Source organism: Treponema parvum (genome assembly GCF_017893945.1).
Lineage (GTDB): Bacteria > Spirochaetota > Spirochaetia > Treponematales > Treponemataceae > Treponema_D > Treponema_D parvum_A.
The window spans coordinates 659152-680350 of sequence record NZ_CP054257.1 but is presented as its reverse complement, the minus strand read 5'-3'; the positions used below and the strand labels follow the sequence as shown (position 1 = coordinate 680350).

The following is a 21199-nucleotide window of genomic DNA, read 5'->3' as shown; positions in this document are numbered from 1 at the left end:
GGAGGTGAACAAAGAATGCCGAGTATTTACGTTGACGACAGCGAAAACCTTGAAAAAGCCATCAAGCGTTTCAAACGCATGGTAGAAAAAGAAGGTATAATCCGCGAATACAAAAAACGTGAGTATTACGAAAAACCGTCCACCATCCTGAACAGAAAAAACAAAGCTTTACAGCGCAAGATGATGAAAAAAACTCGTAAAACGCACGAAAAAGTTTCATATTGATTCTACCGGTTCGCCGGGAAAAATCCTGCGGCCGTATACACAAACCGGCAGAATTGAAAGCGCATCGCAGCGGGGGAATAAAGCCCAAAGCTTGCGGTGCGTTTTTTATCTCTAAAGCTACATTGACGAAGCAGTTATAATAAACTATTATTGTGAATATGGGCGTGGTCACTAGTCAAAAAATTTCTTTATATTACGATCAGTACAGAGACAAAGAAGTAACATTTACAAAAGATATTCTTCGCACTTTAGGAGTGGATCCTCGGCAAATCTACGTCAAATGCAACGGAGTTCAATGGCCTTGCATAATAAATTCCGCTTCTTTAATGATGGCGCGGATAATACTGGGGACAAAGGGCGGCGCCTACGCACAGATAACAAAGCCCGATTCTCCGCCCACAAGTCTTAGGTTCTATTTTCTTGAGCAGGGGAACCAATCGCTGAGCTTCTTCGTTACCGCGCACGTAACAAACGTGACTGCATATATGGGTTCTCAGGAGCTTGCGATCGTGACGCTCACATATACCCAAAGGCCGCCCGACGATCTCATAGGCAAGATCGGAGAGCTGCTCGAAGCGAACACCAACGCCGTACGCCGGCGTGAAGACCGTATCGTAATAAACGACGACAGCAAAAGGAAACTCGGCCTTTCAAAGGTGGAATCCATAATATACATTCAATCCGTGCCGAGGCACTGCATCATAAGAGACTTGTCGTTTTCAGGAGCTAAGATAATTCTTGTAGGAATACCTCAATTTTTGGAAAAAAAGGAAACGGTTCTGTGTTTGCAGTTCGACGATCTGCCCAAGCCCGTAATCATAAAGGGGCACATAGTTCATTCCACAAGAATTGAAGGAAGAAAAGACATAGTATTTGCAAACATCAGTTTTGACGAAAAGCAAATCCCCTCGTCATACAAGCTCCACATAAATACGTATCTTTCATCGATTCACAAAAAACACCTTTCCGCAGCGGAACAGCTTGCCATGCAGCAAAAGCAGATAGCGGAACAGGTGCAAAAAGAAGCTGCAGCGGCACAGGCAGCGGCGGCAGCCCAAGCTGCAAAACCTGCGGCAAGCGAAGCGGCTCAAACGGCGAATCCTGAGGCAGCGGCCAATCCCGCATCAGGCGAAACGGTAACCGCACCGGAAGCGGATCAGACCGGCGGGCAAACTTCAGTGCCCGGACAAACCGAACAACCCGAGAGCGAAGCGTCATCGTCGGAAACCGATTTTACATCCGCGCCGGATCCTATGTCCGATCAGCAGGAACCGTCCGCGCCTCAAGCGTAACGCCGTCTTGCATAACGAGCCCTGTTTTACCGTGCGGTTTCCAAACAAGCGGTTTTCAGGCGGAATTTTGACTTTAAGGAAAATTCATGAACTTCAGCGACCGGCTTAACACTATATATTATATTGAATTACCGGAGAATTTCGAATTTTCCGGCGGTTCGCTTAAAATCGACGCGAGCATTCCTCTTCCGGTGCAAAAAAAAGATTCCGACCTTTCTTCGGATTTTAATATAAAAGAGCTGTCCGAAGAGCAGATCCTTTCAGGAATTTTAACGGTACTGGCGTACGACAGGCAAAACAAACACTCCGACTATTACCGCTCGCTTATCATGCGTATAAGGCCCGAAATTAAAACGCAGTTATCCGAAGCGGCTATAATAAAAACGAAAAACGAAGACTTCGATTTGGCGGATGAAATTTTCTGCGCGCTGCGCGGACTTGATCCGGACGATATAAGCATAAAATTGAATTACGCGCTATTTCTTGATCAAAGAGCCGACGCATACCGGCGTTTGGGATTGAATGAGGACGCCGACGCATGCGATTGCGAAGCCGAAGCTTTTTATAAGGCCGTAATGGAAGCCGAACCGCCTGTGCCGGACGGATTTTTTAACGCCGGTTTTTTTTATATGAAAAAACAAGCGTTCCTCGACGCCAAAGGCTGCTTTGAAACCTATCTTGCCCTTACCTGCGACATTCCCGACAACGATTTGGGCGAAAACGGCATTTACAAAAAGAAACGTTCCCAAGAGATTCTCGACGATATTAAAAACCGCAACACGGATGATGAAAAATTTATCGCCGCATATGAGTTAATTAAAAACGGCGAAGAAGAAAAGGCTCTCGATAAAATTCGCGAATTTTTACAAAAGAATCCTCACACATGGAACGCATGGTTCATGCTGGGATGGGCGCTGCGCCGTCTTGAACGCTACGAAGATGCAAAGCAAGCCTTCTTAAAGTCTATGGAATGCGACGGCGGCGGCTCAAACGCCGACACATACAATGAATTGGCCGTCTGCTATATCGAAGAAAAAAACTACACCGAAGCGCAAAAATGTCTTGAAAACGCGCTCACGCTCGATCCTGAAAACATAAAGATCATGTCAAACCTAGGCTTTTTAGCTTTAAAAACGGGGAACCCGGGAGTAGCGCAAAAATATTTTTCTGCTGTGCTTGAATTCTCTCCGGGCGACAAGATCGCCCTTGCCGAATTGGCCAAACTGGAAAATCTCTAAAAAACAAGCGCTTGTGTTCGGCTCTAGGAATTCTGTCAATCGTACAGGGGCGACAGGTCTATAGTGCTTCCGATCCCTATTCCCGTTTTTGTAAACCAGCCGCGGGGAACTTCCAAAGCGTATCGCACTGAAACGGTGCTTGAAATTCCGTCAAGGCTGAACGGTTCCATGTCAAAAATATTTCTTATGCGGCCGGAAGAATCAATGTACGCAATCGAAAGCGCCGAAGGCGTATTTTTCATCCAAAACCTTAAAATTTGATCGTTTTCAAAAACAAACAACATACCGGTGCCGTCAGGGATATTCTTGCGGTTCATAAAACCGTAATTACGGGCGGCAAAGGTATCGGCAATCTCCGCCTTAACCGGAATCTTCTTGCCTTCTTCCGCGCCTATGGCCGTAAGCGTAAAAGTTTTTACTTCGAGTTTTGTGCGGGAACAGGAAAGAAAAATCAGGCAGGCAAAAACCGAAAACACGGCTTTAAAAAGGTTTTTCATATCACAAGCTGTCAAGGAACCATTCCTGAGTCAATTCGGGAACGGTCTGTTCTATTCTGGATTTGCCGCTTAATTTTTCAAACACGGCTTTGTCCACGTATTTCAGCGAAAGAGGCCTTTCAAGAGACATTGAAATTTTATCATTTTCCCACAAGGACCGTTCGGGGTTGAGATTCGAAGGATCGCCGTATTTTTTACAAAGCGCGGTAAACACACTGTAATGATCGATTTTTGCGCGGTTTAAATTTATGATGATGATATAGAGTTTGTCTTCATAAAACTGGAACCAGCATCTGTCAAGAAAAGAATCCACATGGCCTGCAAACGCGTCGGTTTCTATGAGCACGCGGTTTTCTCCGGGCAAAAGCGATACGTCGCGGTCCCCGTGATAACCGAATGCGGGATTTTCTCTTAAAAGCTTTTTTACTTCTTCCACAGACATTCCCAAGCGAATCTTTGCATAACCAGAAGGAAGATCTTGCCCCGCTAAAAGAGCGATACGGAACGTAAGGAAAAATAAAACAAGACAGAGCCGCCGCTTTAACATCGTAAACTCAGCGTTTTTGGCGGCGATAGAACGAAACATTTTTGATAAGTTCAAGGCAATCGGGAATTGTGATTTTCATTCCCTGCATCTTTATATGAGGGTCGATCTGCAGCTTGTACAGGCACGACGCCTGCTCTTCCTGAGGTATTCCGCACATATTGGCCAAGTCGTGTAAGGTTAAATCTGTAACGTAGGAGGTATTGGCTTTTAAACTGATCTTCGCCTTTTCCACCTGCAAGGCAAGCATGTCGAGGAGTTTGTACAACGGATCGGAAATTTGAGCGTTTGCAAGCTGACGGCACATAGACCACAGACGTTCGGCAAGCGTAGTCGTTAAGCGAGCTATGAGCTGTGACTGCGTAGCAACCATTTGGTCAAAGTTATGCCGGTTCACCGTCATCAGGCGGCATTCTTCGTCAGCGACGGCGCTCGCCGAGCGCGGTTTGTTTTCAAGCATGGCCATTTCGCCGAACATATCGCCTTTTTTTAAAACCGCAAGCGTAACTTCTTCGCCTTTTACAACCTTAGTTATTTTTACCTTGCCGTCCTGAATTATGAACATTTCTGCTCCGCGCTGGCACTCTGAAAAAATCATCGTATCTTTGGGATAAAGGCGCATAAGATCGGGAGTGGATTCAAAATAAACCGCCCGCGATTTTGGTTTAAGCACTATAAAACGCTCTTTTGCCTTTGCGGCGTTAATTCCGTCGGGACAGGCTTTTAAATATTGATAATAGGCGTATATTGCGATGCTGGGCTTATTCATTTTTTCGTAATAAGACGCAACGTCGAATATCTGTTCAGGACTGCCGATAACACTATCTTTTAAAGTAAGCTGGGTCAGCCGCTCGTTCATCTCGCGCATATTGTTGGCAAACGTCCTTATGATTTTCATGGCGACGGGCGTGTTGCGCGCAATGAGTTCGGGATATTGATCGCGCCGTACTGAAATGGCCGCTACATCAGTGAGTGCAATGACATTTTCGATCTGGGAATGTCCGGACATGCAGGGAATAACTCCGACGAAATCGCCCGGGCCTAAGAGCTGATTTGAGGCGCTTGCGGTCATATTTGAAGACCAGCACTTTACGTGACCGCTCTGAATAATATAGAAGCGGTCGCTTTCAGCCTTGCCTTCAACAACGAGATACGAACCTTTTCTGAAATTAACAAACGCTAATTGCAACAATTTTTACCACTCAGTTTTAAGTATAAAAAGATGTTTTAAACTTGTCAATTTTATTATCGGCGTATTAAAGCACGGGATGTATAAGTTTTTTCTATTTTCCGCAAAATATGACTTCCGTCTCAAGTTTTATACCCTTTTCCTCGAAAATTTTAGCTTTTATATAGTCTACAAGCGCTTTTACGTCCGCCTGAGTCGCCTTATTTTTATTTATTATTATATTGCCGTGCCACGGAGCGATCTGCGCGCCGCCTATTGAAAACCCCTTAAGCCCGGCTTCTTCGATAATCTTTCCTGAAGGAATCCCTACTGCGCGGTCGTTTTTAAAAACGCTTCCGGCGGAAGGATATTTGAAATGTCCTTTTTTTACGCGCTCTCGAACGAAGGCAGCGCATCTTTCTTTTATGGCTTTACTTTCATCCTGCATTTTTTTTGTTAAACGCAAACTTACAGAGGTAATTATGCGCGAAGTATCGGTAAACGGGGACTTTTTATACCCCCAATCCGATTTGTCAAATCCATATTCCCCGGCGGCGGGATCCGCGCAGGCGAAGTCTTCAATATATTCCGCGGAAATAAAAACGTCGCTTATCGAAATGCCGAAACACGCGGCGTTCATGTAAACGGCTCCTCCTATGGATCCCGGAAGCCCCGCAAAAGGTTCAAAGCCCGAAATGGCATTTTCCGTGCAAAAATCGACTATGCACTTTACGGGCGTTCCGGCAAGAGCTTTTACCGAAACAAAATCATCTTTCGATCTTTGCGCATCCTGCAAATTTTGCGGACTGCGGGAATTTTGAAAACAAGATTCTTCCATTTTAACGCCGTTAAGGGCGCAAGTTGCGATAACCGCCGTATCGAACCCCTGATCCGAAACTACGAGATTCGTTCCGCCGCCCAAAACAAAATACGGCGCAGAGTTTTTTTTCAATAGGGAAATTATATAAAGAAGCGAATCCGTGTCCGACGGTTCAAAAAGAATGGGAGCGGCTCCTCCTATTTTAAAAGAAGTGCGGGGAGCAATCTTTTCATCAAAAAGAATGCGGCCTTTAAAAATTTTATCCGTATTGCATTTTTCGGCTATTTCCCGTAGATTATACATAATTCCTATACTATAAAGGAAATGCAGCTTTTATAAAAGCCGTTTTTAACGCCGTATTTACCGCCGGAGAATTTTATGGGTCTACGTTTATTCAATACAATGGGTCGGAAATTAGAAGATTTTGTTCCCATTAAACCGGGTTTTGCGGGATTTTACGGCTGCGGCCCTACAGTCTATAACTATGCGCACATCGGTAACTTAAGGGCATATGTATTTATCGACATCCTTGACCGCACTCTTTCATTCTTGGGATACAAAATCAAACATGTAATGAACATAACCGACATAGGGCATTTAACGGGAGACGGAGACGCAGGTGAAGATAAGATGCTTAAAAGCGCAAGGGAACGCCACGAAAGCGTCCTTGATGTCGCAAAATTTTACACCCAAGCTTTTTTCAACGATTTGGACAGCTTAAACATACGCCGCCCCGACGTCGTATGCAAGGCTACCGAACACGTCCAAGACATGATTGAACTGATAAAGCGCATAGAAGCGAACGGACACACATACATGTCCGGCGGGAACCTTTACTTTGACGTTTCAACTTATAAAGATTACGGAAAGCTTTCGGGTTTAAACCTTTCGGACTTAAAGGCCGGAGCCCGCATTGCCGTTGACGAAAACAAACGCAGCCCGTATGACTTTGTCCTCTGGTTTACAAAGTCCAAATTTGAAAACCAGGCTCTGTGTTGGGACAGTCCTTGGGGGCGCGGATACCCCGGCTGGCACATTGAATGTTCGGCAATGAGCATGAAGTATCTGGGAGAACATTTTGACATTCATACTGGAGGAATAGATCACATTCCCATACATCACACCAATGAAATTGCGCAGTCGGAAGGCGCAACCGGGCATAAATGGGTGAATTACTGGCTGCACAATGAGTTTTTAGTTATTTCCGGAGCAAAGGGCGATAAAGAAGCGGGAAAAATGTCCAAGTCCGCAGGAAATTTTCTGACGCTGCAGTCGCTTTTGGATAAAGGTTATGAAGCGCTCGACTACAGGTTTTTTTTGCTGGGCACTCACTACAGAAAGCAAATATATTTCAGCTGGGAAGCGATGGACGGAGCTAAAAAGGCCAGAAAGTCGCTCGTGCAGCGGATCGCAAAAGTCTTAAACGCGCTCCCTTCAGATGACGGTAAAAACCAAGCGGGCAAAGCCTTGCAAGAATGTGTTTCCGGCGGCAAAGCGATAAGCGGCGAAACTTCATCGGGCAGCGGCGGCGCTTTTGTTCCCGCTATCGGTGAAAAAGCAAAAAATTACTTGGCGGCCTTCAAAGCGGCTCTTGAAAACGATCTTTCTACGCCGCAGGCTCTGAGGGAATTGCAGACGGCCGTAAAAGATCAAGCACTTTCCGCCGAAGAAACTGTTTATCTTGTGCGCGAAATGGACAAAGTGCTCGCCCTCAATCTTGAAGAAGAAGCGAAAAAATTGAATATTTCATCGTCTTCCGTCAACGAAGGCGATACTGTTTCCGGCATGCAGGCCGAGGAAATAGAAGCTCTTGTAAAGGAACGCACGGCCGCAAAAAAGGCAAAAGATTTTGCAAAAGCCGATAAAATTCGTAACGATCTTGCGGAAAAGGGAATTATCATTGTCGATACGCCCGACGGATCCGTCTGGAAGCGCGGTTGAATCCAGGCGCTTTAAGATAACGCTATCCAGCTGTATCCAAGACCGGTGCAGGACGTCTGCGGCAAAGGGCGATCCCTAAAACCGGACGGAGAGGGTCTGAGATCTGAAATACCGCTTGCTGATCCTAAAAAATTCGGGATCTTTGTAACTTTTGGGAGTTTTTGTGTTTACTGATATGACGGAAAAACAAAAAGAAACGGCCGGCTCGTTAAACGCATCTCATCCGGATGATTTTAAAACAATCTATGACGGTACCATGCAGATACTGTATAAGGTTTCGTACCGTATAGTAAACGATGAAGAAGCCGCCGAAGACTTGGCGCACGACTCGCTTATAAAGGCCAATGAAAAAGGGCTCGTTTTTCCGTCCATAAACGATGCAAAATATTGGCTCATACGGGTAGTAAAAAATGCATCTCTCAACTATATAAAGCGCAAGCAAAGGGAAAAAAAGGCTTACGAAAAGGCTTTATACGAAGACCGCCGCACAACGCCTTCAGGCGAAACGGACTTGCTTAAAGCCGAAACCATGAATACGGCGCGGGAAGCTCTAAACAAACTTCCCAAGCATTTAAAAGAAGTACTTGTACTGCATGAATATGCAGGCTTAAATTATAAAGAAATCGGCAAGGTGCTCGGTATTACGGAAGGAAACGTAAAAGTCCGCGTATTCCGCGCCCGCGAAAAATTGCTCACATTTCTGGAGGAAGACAATGTTTACTTGTCCTGAAAAAGACATTCACTCCATATATCTTGATAACGAGCTGCCGCCCGCGTATGTAAAAGAATATATGGAACATATTCAGTCCTGTGAAAAATGCCGTAAAGTATTTGAGCGTATGAAAAATTTGAGGGATCTTTTTCAAAAAGATTCCGCTTCTTTATACCTTGACGAAACTTTAAAACGTCAAAGCTATGAAAAACTCAAGTCCCGCCTTGCCTTTCATAAAACGGTTTCCTATGCGGATAAAAAAAGTATTTTTAAATTCGCACCCGTAAAACCGATGCTCACGGCAGCCGCGGCGGCTGCAGTCCTTGCAGTTACAATTCCTTTGAGAACTCAAAAAAACGCATCCTTTCACAGTGAAAGCGAGCTCACGCCCCTAGTATCTCAAGCAAATCCTTCCCCGATATCCGAAAACAACATAGTGATAAGCGGTAATATATCTCGGGAAGCTCTTGCTAGTTTATTCCAAAATAAAAACCCGGGATTGGAAAACACCGCTCAGGTGTCCGTCGCTTCAATGCAGGATCTTCTGCCCTCGCCGGCCGGGGCGGCTTCCATACCAGTATCGGCGGCGCCGTCTTCATTTGTGCAATACGATATAGCCTCAAATGCTCCGCAAAAGCAAGTACAAAAGATGAGCAAAGCCTTGGCCGCCGTAGATATTTTTAAGCCGGAATTTGAAGGACAGGATACTATCCGAATAAGCATAACGATCCCGAGTGCGATAAATATCCCGATCACGTCGGACGCTCCGGCAAAACCTTTAAACTGATACCGTGGAACCGCTAAGCATATTTTCATACGCATTCAGAAAATATCCTCTTTTCCGTACCTTGATATGGCTGCTTTTAGTAGCAATAGTTTTCGGTTCGGCGGCAATCATAAACATGCATTTCGTTTCTGAACCGCTTCTTAAATCCGTAAATCCGTCGATGGGCTCCCCCGGAGACGTGCTTGTTTTAAAGGGCGACCACTTCGGCTCAACTCGGAACGCAGGCTTTGTTGAAATAGGCGGAGAGCGTCTTACGGCAAGCAGTTATCTTTCTTGGGCGGACGACGAAATAAAACTCGTTCTTCCGTCAAACGTGCAGGAAGGTCTTGTGATTGTGGATGTTTCGGGGAAAAGATCGAACCCCGGAGTATTTACGAACGAGACTACCGTTCCTGTTACGGTACGATCGGATCAAATTTCAAAAATTCCTGTGATCATTGGACTGTCGCACGGCACGGCCGCAACGGGACAAAAGATTTCCATTACAGGTGCGAATTTCGGCAACATACGCGGCGATTCATGCGTTTTTTTTAAAACATCCAGAAGTTCGTCTTTGCCTTCCGACTCAAATCTTTCGCTGAATACAGCAGACATGCTTCCCGCAAATCAGGACGACTATGACTATGAATTTTGGAGCGATACCGAAATAAGCGTAAGGGTTCCCGACGGGGCGGTCAGCGGCAACGTGACCGTAAAAACTCCCGAAGGTCTGTCGCATCCGCAGCCTATAACGATAGCAAACCGCGGCAAAAAAACTTTTTCAAACGGCAGAACATACCTGGTTCAGGTAAGCGCCGACATTTCAAATGTAAAGGCGGCTTCCAACAGCTCTCTGACGCTGCATATTCCGCGCCCTAACGTACTGTCGTCTCAGCCTGCGGTTGAAATGACCGAATGCACCCCTCAGCCGCTTTTGGATAATTACCGCAACACCGTCATTCATCAGGTGGAATTCAGAGAATTAAAGGACAATAAAAAACAATTTACGCAGAATTTCATGGTACAAGTGTATGAAATTTCCTGCGACATAAACAAGGATCAAGTCCGCCCGTTCAGCGACAAAGATCGTCCCTTATACACGGGGAATATAAAAGCAAATCCGTACATTCCTTCGGATTCCGACGCGGTAAAAGAATTGTGCCTTTCCGCCGTAAAAAAAGAATCCAATCCTTACGTGCAGGCGCGCCTCGTATACGACTATCTCATAGAAAATTTTACCCTTACGGGCGTAGCCTCTTCCCAAGAGTTTTCGCTTGAAACGGTTCTTCAGCAAAAACAGGCGGACGCTTACGACCTTACGGTATTGTTTACGGCGATGCTGCGTTCCCTCGGCGTTCCTGCAAAAATGATGAGCGGAATTCTTGTAGACGCACGGCTGAAAACCAGGAGCCATTGGTGGAGCGAATTTTATATTGAAAATTTCGGCTGGTTTCCGGCGGATCCCGGCTTGGGAGCGGGAATGGAATATGAAGCATTCCATCCCGTTGAAAATAAAAAAGAATATTACTTCGGGAATCTCGATCCTCAGCACATTGTTTTTTCCACTGACTGGGAAATACTTAAACCTTACATGGTAAACAACAAGATAGTTTACCGTCCCCGCTCGTATGCGCTGCAAAATATTTGGGAAGAAGCCACCTCGGGAACCGACAGTTACAGCTCTTTTTGGAACGTTCCCGTAGTTTTAGGCCTTTATTGATGCGGCCGCAGTTTTTGTCCGCCCGAGCGGTGTTTTTAAGATTGACACATAAGACCGGCCGGCATTTATTTTTAACGACTTTTATTTTATTATAGAAAAAACAGGAGGTCTTATGGCCGTAACAAAGATCTTATCGGTGGGCGGTTCAATAGTGGCTCCCGAAAAACCGGACGTGGAATTTATAAGGCGCTTTACAGCGATGATAAGATCATGGATGGAAGAAGACCAAGATCGCCGCCTGATCTTGGTTGTAGGAGGCGGAGGCCCTGCAAGAGCCTATCAAAAGGCCTACTTGGAAATAATTTCGGATTCTTCAGTTTCCTCAGCCGGCAAAAATTCCGACAATTCCGGAAAAGACAAAACGGGCAAAAACGATCCGAAGAGTAACGAGTGCGGCAGCGAAGCCGACTGGATCGGCATTATGGCGACCCGCCTTAACGCCCAGCTTTTAAAAGCCTGCGTAGGACATCTTTGCGCTCAGGAAGTAGTATACAATCCTTTGTCGGTCGACGAATTTAAAGGGCGCATACTTGTAGCGGCAGGCTGGAAACCCGGATTTTCGACGGACAACGACGCAGTTTTGCTTGCGGAGCGTTTTAATGCAGATACGGTCATAAACCTTTCAAACATAGAAAAAGTCTATACGGACGATCCTAAAACAAATCCCGACGCGCGCCCCATCGACCTTATAACGTGGAAGGACTTTTGCAAAATGGTGGGAGATGAATGGACCCCCGGCAAAAACACGCCTTTTGATCCGATCGCAAGCAAAAAGGCTCAATCCTTGGGGCTGACAGTGATATGCGCTTCCGGCAAAAATATCGAAAACATTAAAAATATTCTTGACGGTAAAGAATTCACAGGAACGCGGATCAAAGGATAAAAGTCACTCCCGGCAGGATTGCTTTAATAGCCTGAAAGCCTTGTGAGAAGTTCGTTGAGTTTTAAACCGTATAGAGGATCCGAAGCCCATGTTCCCGAAAGTTCAAAAACGCTCAAAGCCTTGCCCCTCGGGTTCACCCATTTATACCTGTTATCGATGAGAGGATTTACAAGGCGTACGTCCGAAGGAGTTCCGTACGCATGCAAATGCTGTATGTGAGCGCGGACTCCCAGCTGTTCCGTAGAAAAACGCTCTCCGGGGCGGGCCGCGTCAATGGCGCCTAAGCCGCAATAATTGTGCATGTCGGCCGTAACAAGGTTTCCGAAACGCAAAAAACCTGTTTCAAGGCACATTTGAACAAAGGCTACGTCGGAATTAATGCCTTCGGTAAGTCCTTCGTCTATATAATACTTCGCAAGCCTTTTAACTTGATTTCGGTCGCCGTCTGGTCTGTTGGCCATAAAGAATTCAGTAAGCTGTTCGGCGGATTTTATGCCGCGCCCCGCAATCGAGCGGGAAATTTCTTTCTGAGGGAAATGCCGATTTTTGTGCGAGGAAGGCAATCTTTCAAAGCCGTCTATGGAAACCGTAGTGCGGCAGGAAAAAAATAAACCTAAGCATATAAACTGTACTGCAAAAATAAGCTTGTGTATTTTCATAGTTTATGTATCGGCTTTTTAATCCTGCCGTTGAACCCAAACATGCGGTTTTTCCGATTTTTATATTCGCTGCAATTATAAAAGCATGGGATTAAAACCTAATATACGTGAACTTGTTTTAAAAAAGGGATTCGATTATCCCAGCGATAAGGAATTGATCATGCTCTTGCTTGGAAGCGGCACCAGGGGCATTCCCGTCGACGAGCTTTCAGAAAAAATCGCTTCCATGCTAAACACAATAAATTATCCCGACCTTGTGCCTGAGCTTTTAAAGATTAAAGGCGTAGGAACGGGACGCGCTCTGGCCCTTGCGGCGGCAATAGAACTCGGAAGAAGAAAGACAAGGCATTTAAAAGCCGTGATAAAACAGCCGTCCGATATTATTCCGTTTATAAAACATTACGCGCTTGAACAAAAAGAGCATTTTCTATGCATTACGTTAAACGGCGCGCACGAAATAATAAAAATACACGTGACGTCCGTAGGCACGTTAAATAAAACTCTCATACACCCAAGAGAAATTTTTTCTTCGGCCATTGTAGAAAATGCGGCCGCTATCATACTGAGCCATAATCATCCTTCAGGGAACCCGGAACCTTCTGCCGAAGATATTGAATCGACAAAGGCATTGCTGGAAGGAACAAAGCTCTTAGGCATAACGCTTTTGGATCACATAATACTCGGAGGAGACCTTTACTACAGTTTTGCCGAACATAAATTATTGATCAAATAAAACAACGCCGTTATAATTTTTTTATGAAGCCGTTCAAACATATAACCGTTATATTGCTTCTTGTATGCGCCGCAAATTTTTACTGCAGCGGAGAACCGGTTACACTTGAACCGGAATCAAAATCCGCCGTAGACGATGAAATTTCGATTATCGTAATCCGTTCCAACAAAAAGAACGTCCAAGTATTTTTAAATGACAATTTTATGGGACAAACGCCTTTAACGGTGAAAGGTCTTGTTACCGGAGACTACATTATGTCCGTCAGCACGAACTCTAAAGACAAGTCGGAAAAAAAACAAATATATCGGATAGAAGTAAAGCGCGGATTGCTGCAAAACTATTATGTGGAACTGCCTTCCGCTCAAGATCCCGCCCCGTGACGGATACCGCCTCTTAGAGACACAGGAATGCCGGAAAATGCGGTCTTGCCTTACGGCGTTTAAATCATTATATTTTTTTTATGAAGTTATATACGCGTCGTCATATCATATTAGCGGCGGCATTCGGAGCCGTTGTCGCGTTTTCTTTTTCCTATATAGCGCAGAAAAGCGAATCATTTTTATCCGAAGCCCGTAACAACAAAAATCAGAACTCTGAAATTAATCAGGAAGAACAAAACGATAAAAGCGTCGGTTCGGTAAAACTTTCCGCTTCCCGCGAAACTTCCTCTGTTCACGAAAATTCCTCAGACGCGGTTCCCGTAATTTCAAATGCGGCAAGCTATACGCAGGAAGAGCTCCAAAATATTTTTGTCTACGAAAAATGCAACGAAGCTGTAGTAAACATAAACACTCAAGTTACGGGAATTAACTGGTTTTTAGAACCGGTTGTCCAGGAAGGCGGCTCAGGCTCAGGATCGATCATCGACGAAAGGGGCTATGTGATCACAAACGTTCATGTGATAGAAAACGCCACAAAGATTTACATTTCACTTTCCGACGGAACTCAATATGAAGGCTCCGTCGTAGGACAGGATCCTGAAAGCGACATCGCCGTCCTCCGTTTTACGCCGCCGCCGGGAACGGTGCTAAAGACTATTCCGTTCGGCGACTCAAAGACGCTCAAAGTCGGTCAAAAAGTGATCGCGATAGGAAACCCGTTCGGCTTGGAAAGGACCATGACTACGGGAATAGTTTCAGGATTAGGCCGCCCGATAAAAAATTCAAACAATACGATCATTCGAGACATGATCCAAACCGACACCGCGATAAATCCCGGAAATTCCGGCGGCCCCTTGCTCGACACGGCGGGGCGCATGGTCGGCATAAACACCATCATCTATTCGTCGTCGGGAAATTCCGCCGGCGTCGGCTTTGCGGTTCCGTCAGAAACGGCGCGGCGGGTAGCTTACGAGCTCATACAAAGCGGCAAGGTAAACAGAGGCGTCATACAGGCTTCAATGGTGCAGCTTAATTCTTCAATCGCGCGTTACGCAAACCTTGACACGGCAAGAGGAATCTTGGTATCTGAAGTCGCTAAAGGCGGAAACGCAGACGCTGCGGGCATGAGGGGCGGAACAGAAGCCGTCCGCTACGGCACAAGAAGCGTAATCTATCTCGGCGGAGACATAATCACTTCTATCGACGATATAAGCGTTGCAACCATAGCCGATTATTATTCAGTGCTGGAAAGCAAACGCCCCGGCGACACCGTAAACGTCACCGTCCGCAGAAACAGAAAAAACATGAATTTACGAATAAAACTTGCGGAAAAAACCGCAAACTAGAACGCAAGGCAGGCAGGAACATGCGGAAATTCCGTGTTGAAGCTCCCTACGAACCTTCCGGCGACCAGCCTCAAGCGATTCAAAAATTGGCCGAAGGTTTTTTACGCGGAGAGCGCTATCAGACATTAAAAGGCGTTACGGGAAGCGGCAAAACTTTTACGATGGCAAAGATAATCGAAAAAGTCCAGCGCCCTACGCTGGTAATCAGTCACAATAAAACGCTTTCGGCGCAGCTTTACCGCGAATTCAAAGGATTTTTCCCCGATAACGCCGTAGAATACTTTGTTTCATATTACGACTACTATCAGCCTGAAGCCTATGTTCCCGCCAGAGATCTGTACATTGAAAAAGACGCGGCGATAAACGAAGAAATCGACCGCTTAAGACTTTCGGCCACATACAGCCTTATGGAGCGGCGCGACGTCGTAGTAGTCGCCACGGTTTCTTGCATATACGGTTTGGGCATGCCTGATCTTTACAAGGAAATGCGAATTCACATCGAAAAAGGCCAAACCCTCGACATTCACAATTTTGCGCGTGAACTGATTTCGCTTCAATATTCAAGGAACGACGCCGTCTTGGAGCGCGGCAATTTCAGGATCCGCGGCGACGTGATAGAAGTTTATCCGGCGTACATGGAAACCGACGAAGCCTACAGGATAGAATTGGATTGGGAGCAGGTCGCAAAGATCTCGCGTTTTAACGCAATATCGGGACAAACCAGAGAAAATTTGGATGAAACCGTTTTTTATCCGGCAAAACACTTTGTAGTTCCTCATGAAATGCTTTTAAAAGCTACGGAAAGAATACGGGAAGAGATGGAAGAATCCGTAGAGCGCTTTAAAATACAGGGCAAGCTGCTCGAAGCCGAGAGGCTTAAAACCCGCACCACGTATGATATAGAGATGATGAAAGAAATGGGCTACTGTCCGGGCATAGAAAATTATTCGGCGCCGATTGCAGACCGAAAAAAAGGGCAGCCGCCGGCCACGCTGCTCCATTACTTTCCCGATGATTTTTTATGCATCATAGACGAAGCCCATGTTTCGGTTCCGCAGCTGGGCGCAATGTATGAAGGAGACAGAAGCCGAAAGCAGAACCTCATAGATTTCGGTTTTAGACTGCCGAGCGCGCTCGACAACCGTCCGCTGAAATTTGAAGAATTCAGTAAAAAACTCAATCAAGTGATCTATGTTACGGCGACTCCCCGTAAGCAGGAAATAGAACAAAGCTCTCAAGTGGTGGAGCAGCTCATCCGCCCCACAGGCCTTTTAGACCCTGAAATAGATGTCCGTCCAAGCGAAGGGCAAATGGAAGATATTTACAGAGAAATAAAATTACGCATTGCAAAAAAAGAACGTTCTCTTGTTTTAACGCTCACAAAAAAGATGGCGGAAGATTTGACGGATTATCTTACAGGGTTGGGCCTCAAAGTAAAATACATACACAGCGAAGTGGAAACCTTTGAGCGCGTTGAAATTCTAAAAGGACTTCGCGCCGGAGAATTTGACGTTCTCATAGGAATAAACCTGTTGCGCGAAGGAATAGACTTGCCTGAAGTTACCTTTATAGCTATTCTCGATGCGGACAAGATCGGCTTTTTGCGAAGCGCCACAAGTCTCATACAGATAATAGGGCGCGCCGCGCGCAACGCCGAAGGCAAGGTAGTCATGTACGCCGACAGGATGAGCGATGCCATGAAAGAAGCCGTCGACGAAACCAAATACCGCCGCTCCGTTCAGCAAGCCTACAATTCGGAACACAACATTACGCCCCAAACAATAAAAAAAGCCGTAGAAGATATCCTTGTAAGACAAGAAAGCGACGCAAAAGAAGAAGTTGAAATAGAACTTTCGGTGTTAAAAAAATCGGCAAATCTTTTCGTACCTGCGCAGCGCAGAAAACTTTTAAAAGCTCTCCGTAAGCAGATGGAAGAATATGCAGACAATATGGAATATGAAAAGGCGGCAGAAGTGAGAGACAGCATAAGGGACATAGAAGCGCAATACGGAAAATAGCCGTAAAAGCCCTGCAGCCATTCTAAAGCCACGGCCGAAGCGTTAAAGCGCATGATTCAACCGGCGCGGCGCGATGCGGCAAGGCAAAGCCCCCGAGTCAAAACTTTTTCTAATTCACAATGCTCAGAGGAACTACAGTCCTGTATTCTCGTTCGTCCCTTTCAAAGCCTGTGATAGCTACATTGACGGAAAACGACTTACGAAGAGAATCTTCCGTTATCGTGGAACCGCATCCGCCGAATTCGTGAGTTCCGTCTTTATTAAGAATGAGAGCCTTATCGGCGATCTGCAGAGCGTGCGCAGGATAATGTGTGTTCACTATAGCGCTTATGCCGCGCTCGGAAGACATTTTTTTTATAGTATCGAGTATGATAAGCTGATTCTTAAAATCAAGGTTGGATTCCGGCTCGTCAAGGATCAGCAGTTGGGGATTTGTAGTAAGAGCGCGGGCGATAAGCACCATCTGAAGCTCTCCGCCGCTTATCTGAGTACAAAGCTTGTCTTTTAAATGTAAAATGCCGACTTCAGTCATAGATTTGAGCGCAATTTCGTAATCTTTTGCCGAAGGCTGGGCAAAAACGCCTAAATGGGCGCTCCTTCCCATAAGTATCATGTCCAGCGCGGTGTATGCGAACATCGAATTTTTGGCTTGAGGCACATACGCGATCTTCTGCCACAGTTTTTTAGTGGGAATCTGTTCCAATCTTTTTCCGTCGATAAGAGTCTTTCCCCTGTTCCACTTTTGTATTCCCATCATGCATTTGAGCAAAGTGGTTTTCCCCACTCCGTTGGAACCCAGCACGCAAAGGATTTCAGGACTTTCGATCGCAAAAGAAATATCGCTTAGCACGGTCGTATTTCCGTAACTGAAAAATCCGTTTTCTACGGAAAATATCATTCTTTTATCCCTCCCGTCTTTCTTAAAAGCATAATAAAGATCGGCGCTCCGATAACGGAAGTTAAAATCGAAACAGGAATTTCAGCCGCAGTCATGCTGCGCGCAAAAGTATCGATCACAAGCATAAAAGAAGCTCCTATCGCGATGCTCAAAGGAATTACGGTCTTATTGTTGCTGCCCCCGATCATGCGGGAAATATGCGGAACCAAAAGTCCTACCCACCCTACTTGACCGCACATTGAAATACAAGAAGCCGTGATCATAGAAGACGCTACAATGACGATCATGCGCATCAGGTTGATATTTATCCCCATGGATTTTACTTCGTCCTCCTGCAGCGAAAGAATGTTTATCCTCCAGCGCAGAAAAAAAATAACCATGCAGCCGAACAGTATAAACGGTGCGCCGAGGATCAACGCCCTGTACGAAGCGCTGGCAAGGCTTCCCATAAGCCAATATGTAATCGTAGGAAGTTTTTCCTGAGGGTCGGCAACATATTTAAGCAAGGACACCAAAGCCTGACACATCGCGGAAATTATCATTCCCGACAAAACGATCATAATGATCGAAGTTTTTCCCCTCGACCGGCTTATAAGATAAGTAAGAAGGCATGTCAGAAGCCCGAATACCAGCGCCATGAGCTGGACTATTATCAAATTTCCGTCAAATAAAAGGCCAAGCACGGCGCCGAACGACGCGCCGCTTGCAACCCCGATCGTGTCGGGCGTAGCAAGCGGGTTTGAAAACAGCCCCTGAAACGCCGCTCCCGAAACCGACAATCCTGCGCCTACAAGAAGGGAAAGAATAATCCTGGGCACGCGGATTCTCCAGATGACGGAATACGCCATCTGGTTTGTAACGTTCCCGGTAAACGCCTGAGACAAAGTTTCAAGCGTTTCGGGGATGGAAAGCTTAAAGCGCCCTATGCCCAAACAAAACAGCGCCAGAACAAAGGGCAAAACGCTTAACACCGTATAAAGCGTATTTTTACATAACCTGTTAGTCATATTAATAGACAGCCGCTTCTCTCGGCGGATTATAGATTGTATTTACGTCTTCGTCGGTGAGCGTCACACCGTAAAGATTTTTAAAATAATCTTTGATCGTTTTATCCATATCGATATCGGCGAATCTTTCGCTTTGAAGTTTTGTAGAAAGCCAGAGCAAAGAAAGAGGGGAATCCGAGGACGGCGGATACCAGCGGTACATTCCCAGAGGGAATTTGTACACCTTATGATTTTTTACGGCGTTGACCGTACTCCAGTCGTATCCTTTGATCTTGTTGTCGTATAAATCTTCAGGCAGATATGCGGTAAAATTCGTAAGCACAATAATATCGGGATTCCATTGATAAATCTGTTCCATGTTTATCGAAGGAACGCCTTTGATATCCTGCGCGACATTTTTACCGCCGGCCGTAGTGATCCAGTACTGCCCGAAATGAGTGGAACCGGAAGTCGCAATGCCAGACTGATCGTACCTGAACAATATGAGCGTTTTCGGACGTTCCGCATCCGAAACGGAATCGTTTCGGGATTTTACCATCTCTTCGATTTTACGACCGTATTCTATTATCTTTGTAGAGCGGCCGGTGTCTCCGAAAATTTCACCGAGCAATTGAATCCAGCTCGCATAAGTTTCAATAGTGTTCCAACCGGCAATGTTAGTGGCAAAGCCTATCGCGGGAAGTCCCGCAGCCTGAAACATTTCTTTTTCTTTAGTGTTCGTTGCGGAAAAAAGAATCACATCGGGCTTTAAGCTCATAAGCTGTTCGATGTTGACTACGTTATTTTCCACAAATTTCGTGCTGATATTTAAAACGTCCGGGTAGACTGCGGCCAAATATGAATTTTTTGCGGCGGCCATTGATCCCGGATGCATACCTACAAGATTCGTAATTCCTCCGCGGTACAAGCAGTAAATTGAAGGCAGCGGCCAAAGGGACGTTATGACGACACGTTCGATTTTTGAAGGGATCGTAATAGAGTCTCCGTTCTGATCGACTATAGTCCTTGTTGCAGGTTCCGAAGCCGCTCCGCTTTTTTTCGTGCATCCGAGCGCCGTAAAGACGAAAGTCGCGGCGATAATACTCAACAATATTTTTTTCATTATTTCTTCCTTAAAAAATAAATTAGCTTTCGAAAGAAAACTCGCAGTTAAAAGGCGCCGCGCAACGAACGCACGGGCGCAAGTTTCCAACGGCGCCGCTTAACGAGGCTGCGTCTGTCAGTAAATCGCAGCTTCGCGCGGAGGATTGTAAATTTCCGACAGATCCTTATCGGACAACTCGACGCCGTACATATTCTTGAAATAAGTCTTTATCTCTTTATCCATATCTACATCGGAAAACACTTCCGGCTGAATTTGCTTTGCACACCAAAGCAAACTTAAAGGAATATCCGGTCCCGGCGGGCACCAGCGGTACATTCCCAAAGGATATTTATAGACCTGCCTTGTCTGCACGGCTTTTACGGAACTCCAGTCCTGGTTTTTAAAAGCGTTGTTGTAAAGATCTTCAGGCAGACTTGCGCAGAAATTATTGAGAAACACCTTGTCGGGATTCCAATCATAAATCTGTTCCATATTGACGGAGGCCGTTCCCTTCAACTCCGACGCGGCGTTTATTCCTCCAACGGTCTCAATCCAATACTGTCCGAACATCTTTGAACCGGAAACTCTCATTCCCCTGTCGTCGCAGGCGTAAAACACCAGACAGCGGGGCTTTTTATCTTCGGGGATTTTTTCAACACGCTCTTTTACAAACTTTTCAACCGAGTGGCTATAGGCAAGCATTTTATCCGCGCGGCCGGTGTCGCCGAAAATTTCGCCTAAAAGTTTTATCCAGCTTTCATAGATCGCAATCGCGTCAAAATCAAACTGAGCGAAAGAAAAACCTACCGCAGGGATTCCCGAGGTTTTGAACATCTCGCGTTCCTTTGCGTTTGTCGCCGAAAACAAAATAACATCCGGCTTTAAGCTCATAAGCTGTTCGATGTTTACGCTCCCGTTTTGAACAAAGCTTGTGTCCATTTTTGCAATTTCGGGATAAATTTTTACAAGCTGCGAATTAACGGCGGCTGACATTGAAGCGGGCGGAATTCCCACAAGGTTTTGCGTTCCGCCGCGGTAAAGACAATAGACTGAAGGAAGCGGAATAAGGCTTGCGATAACAACTCTTTCAATCTTTGCCGGAAGCACGATGGTGTCTCCATTATGATCAACAACGGTGCGCGTTGTTTCCTGAGCAGTTTTTTCTTTTTTTGAACACCCTAAGGCCGTCACAAGTAAAAATACTGCCAAAATACGGAATAATGATTTTTTCATTATGAACTCCTATAAAACTTTCGGGTCGGCTCATG

The 21199-nt window shown here is 45.7% G+C and carries 21 protein-coding genes; 12 read left to right on the top strand and 9 right to left on the bottom strand.

Translation table 11 applies throughout. From position 1 onward, the window contains the following. Nucleotides 1–15 precede the first annotated feature (15 nt). The 3 genes from rpsU to HRI96_RS03055 all read left to right on the top strand — a co-directional run bounded on the left by rpsU (nt 16) and on the right by HRI96_RS03055 (nt 2755). Nucleotides 16–225 (top strand): 30S ribosomal protein S21, encoded by a 210-nt coding sequence (gene rpsU / locus HRI96_RS03065; protein ID WP_210118060.1) that lies wholly within the window; start codon nt 16–18, stop codon nt 223–225. A 158-nt stretch (nt 226–383) separates the two neighbouring features. Further along, nucleotides 384–1517 carry a PilZN3 domain-containing protein gene (locus HRI96_RS03060; protein ID WP_346267173.1) on the top strand — a complete coding sequence of 378 codons (1134 nt, stop codon included), beginning with the start codon at nt 384–386 and terminating at the stop codon, nt 1515–1517. An 86-nt stretch (nt 1518–1603) separates the two neighbouring features. Then, a complete protein-coding gene (locus tag HRI96_RS03055; RefSeq protein WP_210118058.1) occupies nt 1604–2755 on the top strand; it encodes a tetratricopeptide repeat protein in 1152 nt (383 codons plus the stop codon). Nucleotides 2756–2790: 35 nt separating this feature from the next. Here HRI96_RS03055 and HRI96_RS03050 read toward each other — a convergent pair whose 3' ends face one another. From HRI96_RS03050 to murB, 4 genes are all read right to left on the bottom strand, one after another. After that, nucleotides 2791–3267, bottom strand: a complete 477-nt coding sequence (locus HRI96_RS03050; RefSeq protein ID WP_256729284.1) for a DUF192 domain-containing protein — start codon at nt 3265–3267, stop codon at nt 2791–2793. Continuing rightward, nucleotides 3254–3838, bottom strand: a complete 585-nt coding sequence (locus HRI96_RS03045; protein WP_256729283.1) for a hypothetical protein — start codon at nt 3836–3838, stop codon at nt 3254–3256. Before HRI96_RS03045 ends, HRI96_RS03050 begins: the two co-directional genes overlap by 14 nt. Next, a complete protein-coding gene (locus tag HRI96_RS03040) occupies nt 3807–4988 on the bottom strand; it encodes a Crp/Fnr family transcriptional regulator (RefSeq protein WP_210118057.1) in 1182 nt (393 codons plus the stop codon). Before HRI96_RS03040 ends, HRI96_RS03045 begins: the two co-directional genes overlap by 32 nt. Before the next feature lie 91 nt (nt 4989–5079). Further along, nucleotides 5080–6087 (bottom strand): UDP-N-acetylmuramate dehydrogenase, encoded by a 1008-nt coding sequence (gene murB, locus HRI96_RS03035; protein WP_210118056.1) that lies wholly within the window; start codon nt 6085–6087, stop codon nt 5080–5082. 75 nt (nt 6088–6162) lie between these two features. Here murB and cysS point away from each other — a divergent pair, with 75 nt between their 5' ends. The 5 genes from cysS (at nt 6163) to HRI96_RS03010 (ending at nt 11806) form a co-directional block, all read left to right on the top strand. Beyond that, on the top strand, nt 6163–7725 hold the full coding sequence (gene cysS, locus HRI96_RS03030) for a cysteine--tRNA ligase (RefSeq protein WP_210118055.1): 1563 nt from the start codon (nt 6163–6165) through the stop codon (nt 7723–7725). A gap of 175 nt (nt 7726–7900) precedes the next feature. Beyond that, nucleotides 7901–8455, top strand: coding sequence for an RNA polymerase sigma factor (locus tag HRI96_RS03025; RefSeq protein ID WP_210118604.1), 555 nt, complete (start codon nt 7901–7903; stop codon nt 8453–8455). Next, nucleotides 8439–9224: an anti-sigma factor family protein gene (locus tag HRI96_RS03020; RefSeq protein ID WP_210118054.1), complete on the top strand. Its 786-nt coding sequence runs from the start codon at nt 8439–8441 to the stop codon at nt 9222–9224. Before HRI96_RS03025 ends, HRI96_RS03020 begins: the two co-directional genes overlap by 17 nt. Nucleotides 9225–9228: 4 nt before the next feature. After that, the gene (locus HRI96_RS03015) at nt 9229–10923 is read left to right on the top strand and encodes a transglutaminase domain-containing protein (RefSeq protein ID WP_210118053.1); all 1695 of its coding nucleotides are present in this window, start codon (nt 9229–9231) and stop codon (nt 10921–10923) included. A 112-nt stretch (nt 10924–11035) separates the two neighbouring features. After that, the gene (locus HRI96_RS03010; protein ID WP_210118052.1) at nt 11036–11806 is read left to right on the top strand and encodes an amino acid kinase family protein; all 771 of its coding nucleotides are present in this window, start codon (nt 11036–11038) and stop codon (nt 11804–11806) included. 23 nt (nt 11807–11829) lie between these two features. Here the strand turns inward: HRI96_RS03010 and HRI96_RS03005 are convergent, their stop codons facing one another. Continuing rightward, nucleotides 11830–12459, bottom strand: coding sequence for a glucosaminidase domain-containing protein (locus HRI96_RS03005; protein ID WP_430741169.1), 630 nt, complete (start codon nt 12457–12459; stop codon nt 11830–11832). Between the two features lie 91 nt (nt 12460–12550). On the opposite strand from HRI96_RS03005, the gene radC reads away from it, so the two are divergent. The 4 genes from radC (at nt 12551) to uvrB (ending at nt 16942) form a co-directional block, all read left to right on the top strand. Continuing rightward, nucleotides 12551–13198, top strand: coding sequence for a RadC family protein (radC, locus tag HRI96_RS03000; RefSeq protein ID WP_210118050.1), 648 nt, complete (start codon nt 12551–12553; stop codon nt 13196–13198). 23 nt (nt 13199–13221) lie between these two features. Then, a complete protein-coding gene (locus tag HRI96_RS02995; protein ID WP_210118049.1) occupies nt 13222–13578 on the top strand; it encodes a PEGA domain-containing protein in 357 nt (118 codons plus the stop codon). An 80-nt stretch (nt 13579–13658) separates the two neighbouring features. Next, the gene (locus tag HRI96_RS02990) at nt 13659–14924 is read left to right on the top strand and encodes a S1C family serine protease (protein WP_210118048.1); all 1266 of its coding nucleotides are present in this window, start codon (nt 13659–13661) and stop codon (nt 14922–14924) included. A gap of 20 nt (nt 14925–14944) precedes the next feature. Continuing rightward, entirely contained in the window at nt 14945–16942 is a 1998-nt protein-coding gene (uvrB, locus tag HRI96_RS02985; protein ID WP_210118047.1) for an excinuclease ABC subunit UvrB, read from the top strand. Nucleotides 16943–17051: 109 nt separating this feature from the next. Here the strand turns inward: uvrB and HRI96_RS02980 are convergent, their stop codons facing one another. The 4 genes from HRI96_RS02980 to HRI96_RS02965 all read right to left on the bottom strand — a co-directional run bounded on the left by HRI96_RS02980 (nt 17052) and on the right by HRI96_RS02965 (nt 21164). Next, complete coding sequence (locus HRI96_RS02980; protein WP_210118046.1) at nt 17052–17840, bottom strand: ABC transporter ATP-binding protein; 789 nt, start codon at nt 17838–17840, stop codon at nt 17052–17054. Next, entirely contained in the window at nt 17837–18847 is a 1011-nt protein-coding gene (locus tag HRI96_RS02975; protein ID WP_210118045.1) for a FecCD family ABC transporter permease, read from the bottom strand. Before HRI96_RS02975 ends, HRI96_RS02980 begins: the two co-directional genes overlap by 4 nt. Nucleotide 18848: 1 nt before the next feature. Continuing rightward, entirely contained in the window at nt 18849–19949 is a 1101-nt protein-coding gene (locus HRI96_RS02970; RefSeq protein WP_210118044.1) for an ABC transporter substrate-binding protein, read from the bottom strand. A gap of 117 nt (nt 19950–20066) precedes the next feature. Then, a complete protein-coding gene (locus HRI96_RS02965; protein WP_210118043.1) occupies nt 20067–21164 on the bottom strand; it encodes an ABC transporter substrate-binding protein in 1098 nt (365 codons plus the stop codon). Nucleotides 21165–21199: the final 35 nt, after the last annotated feature.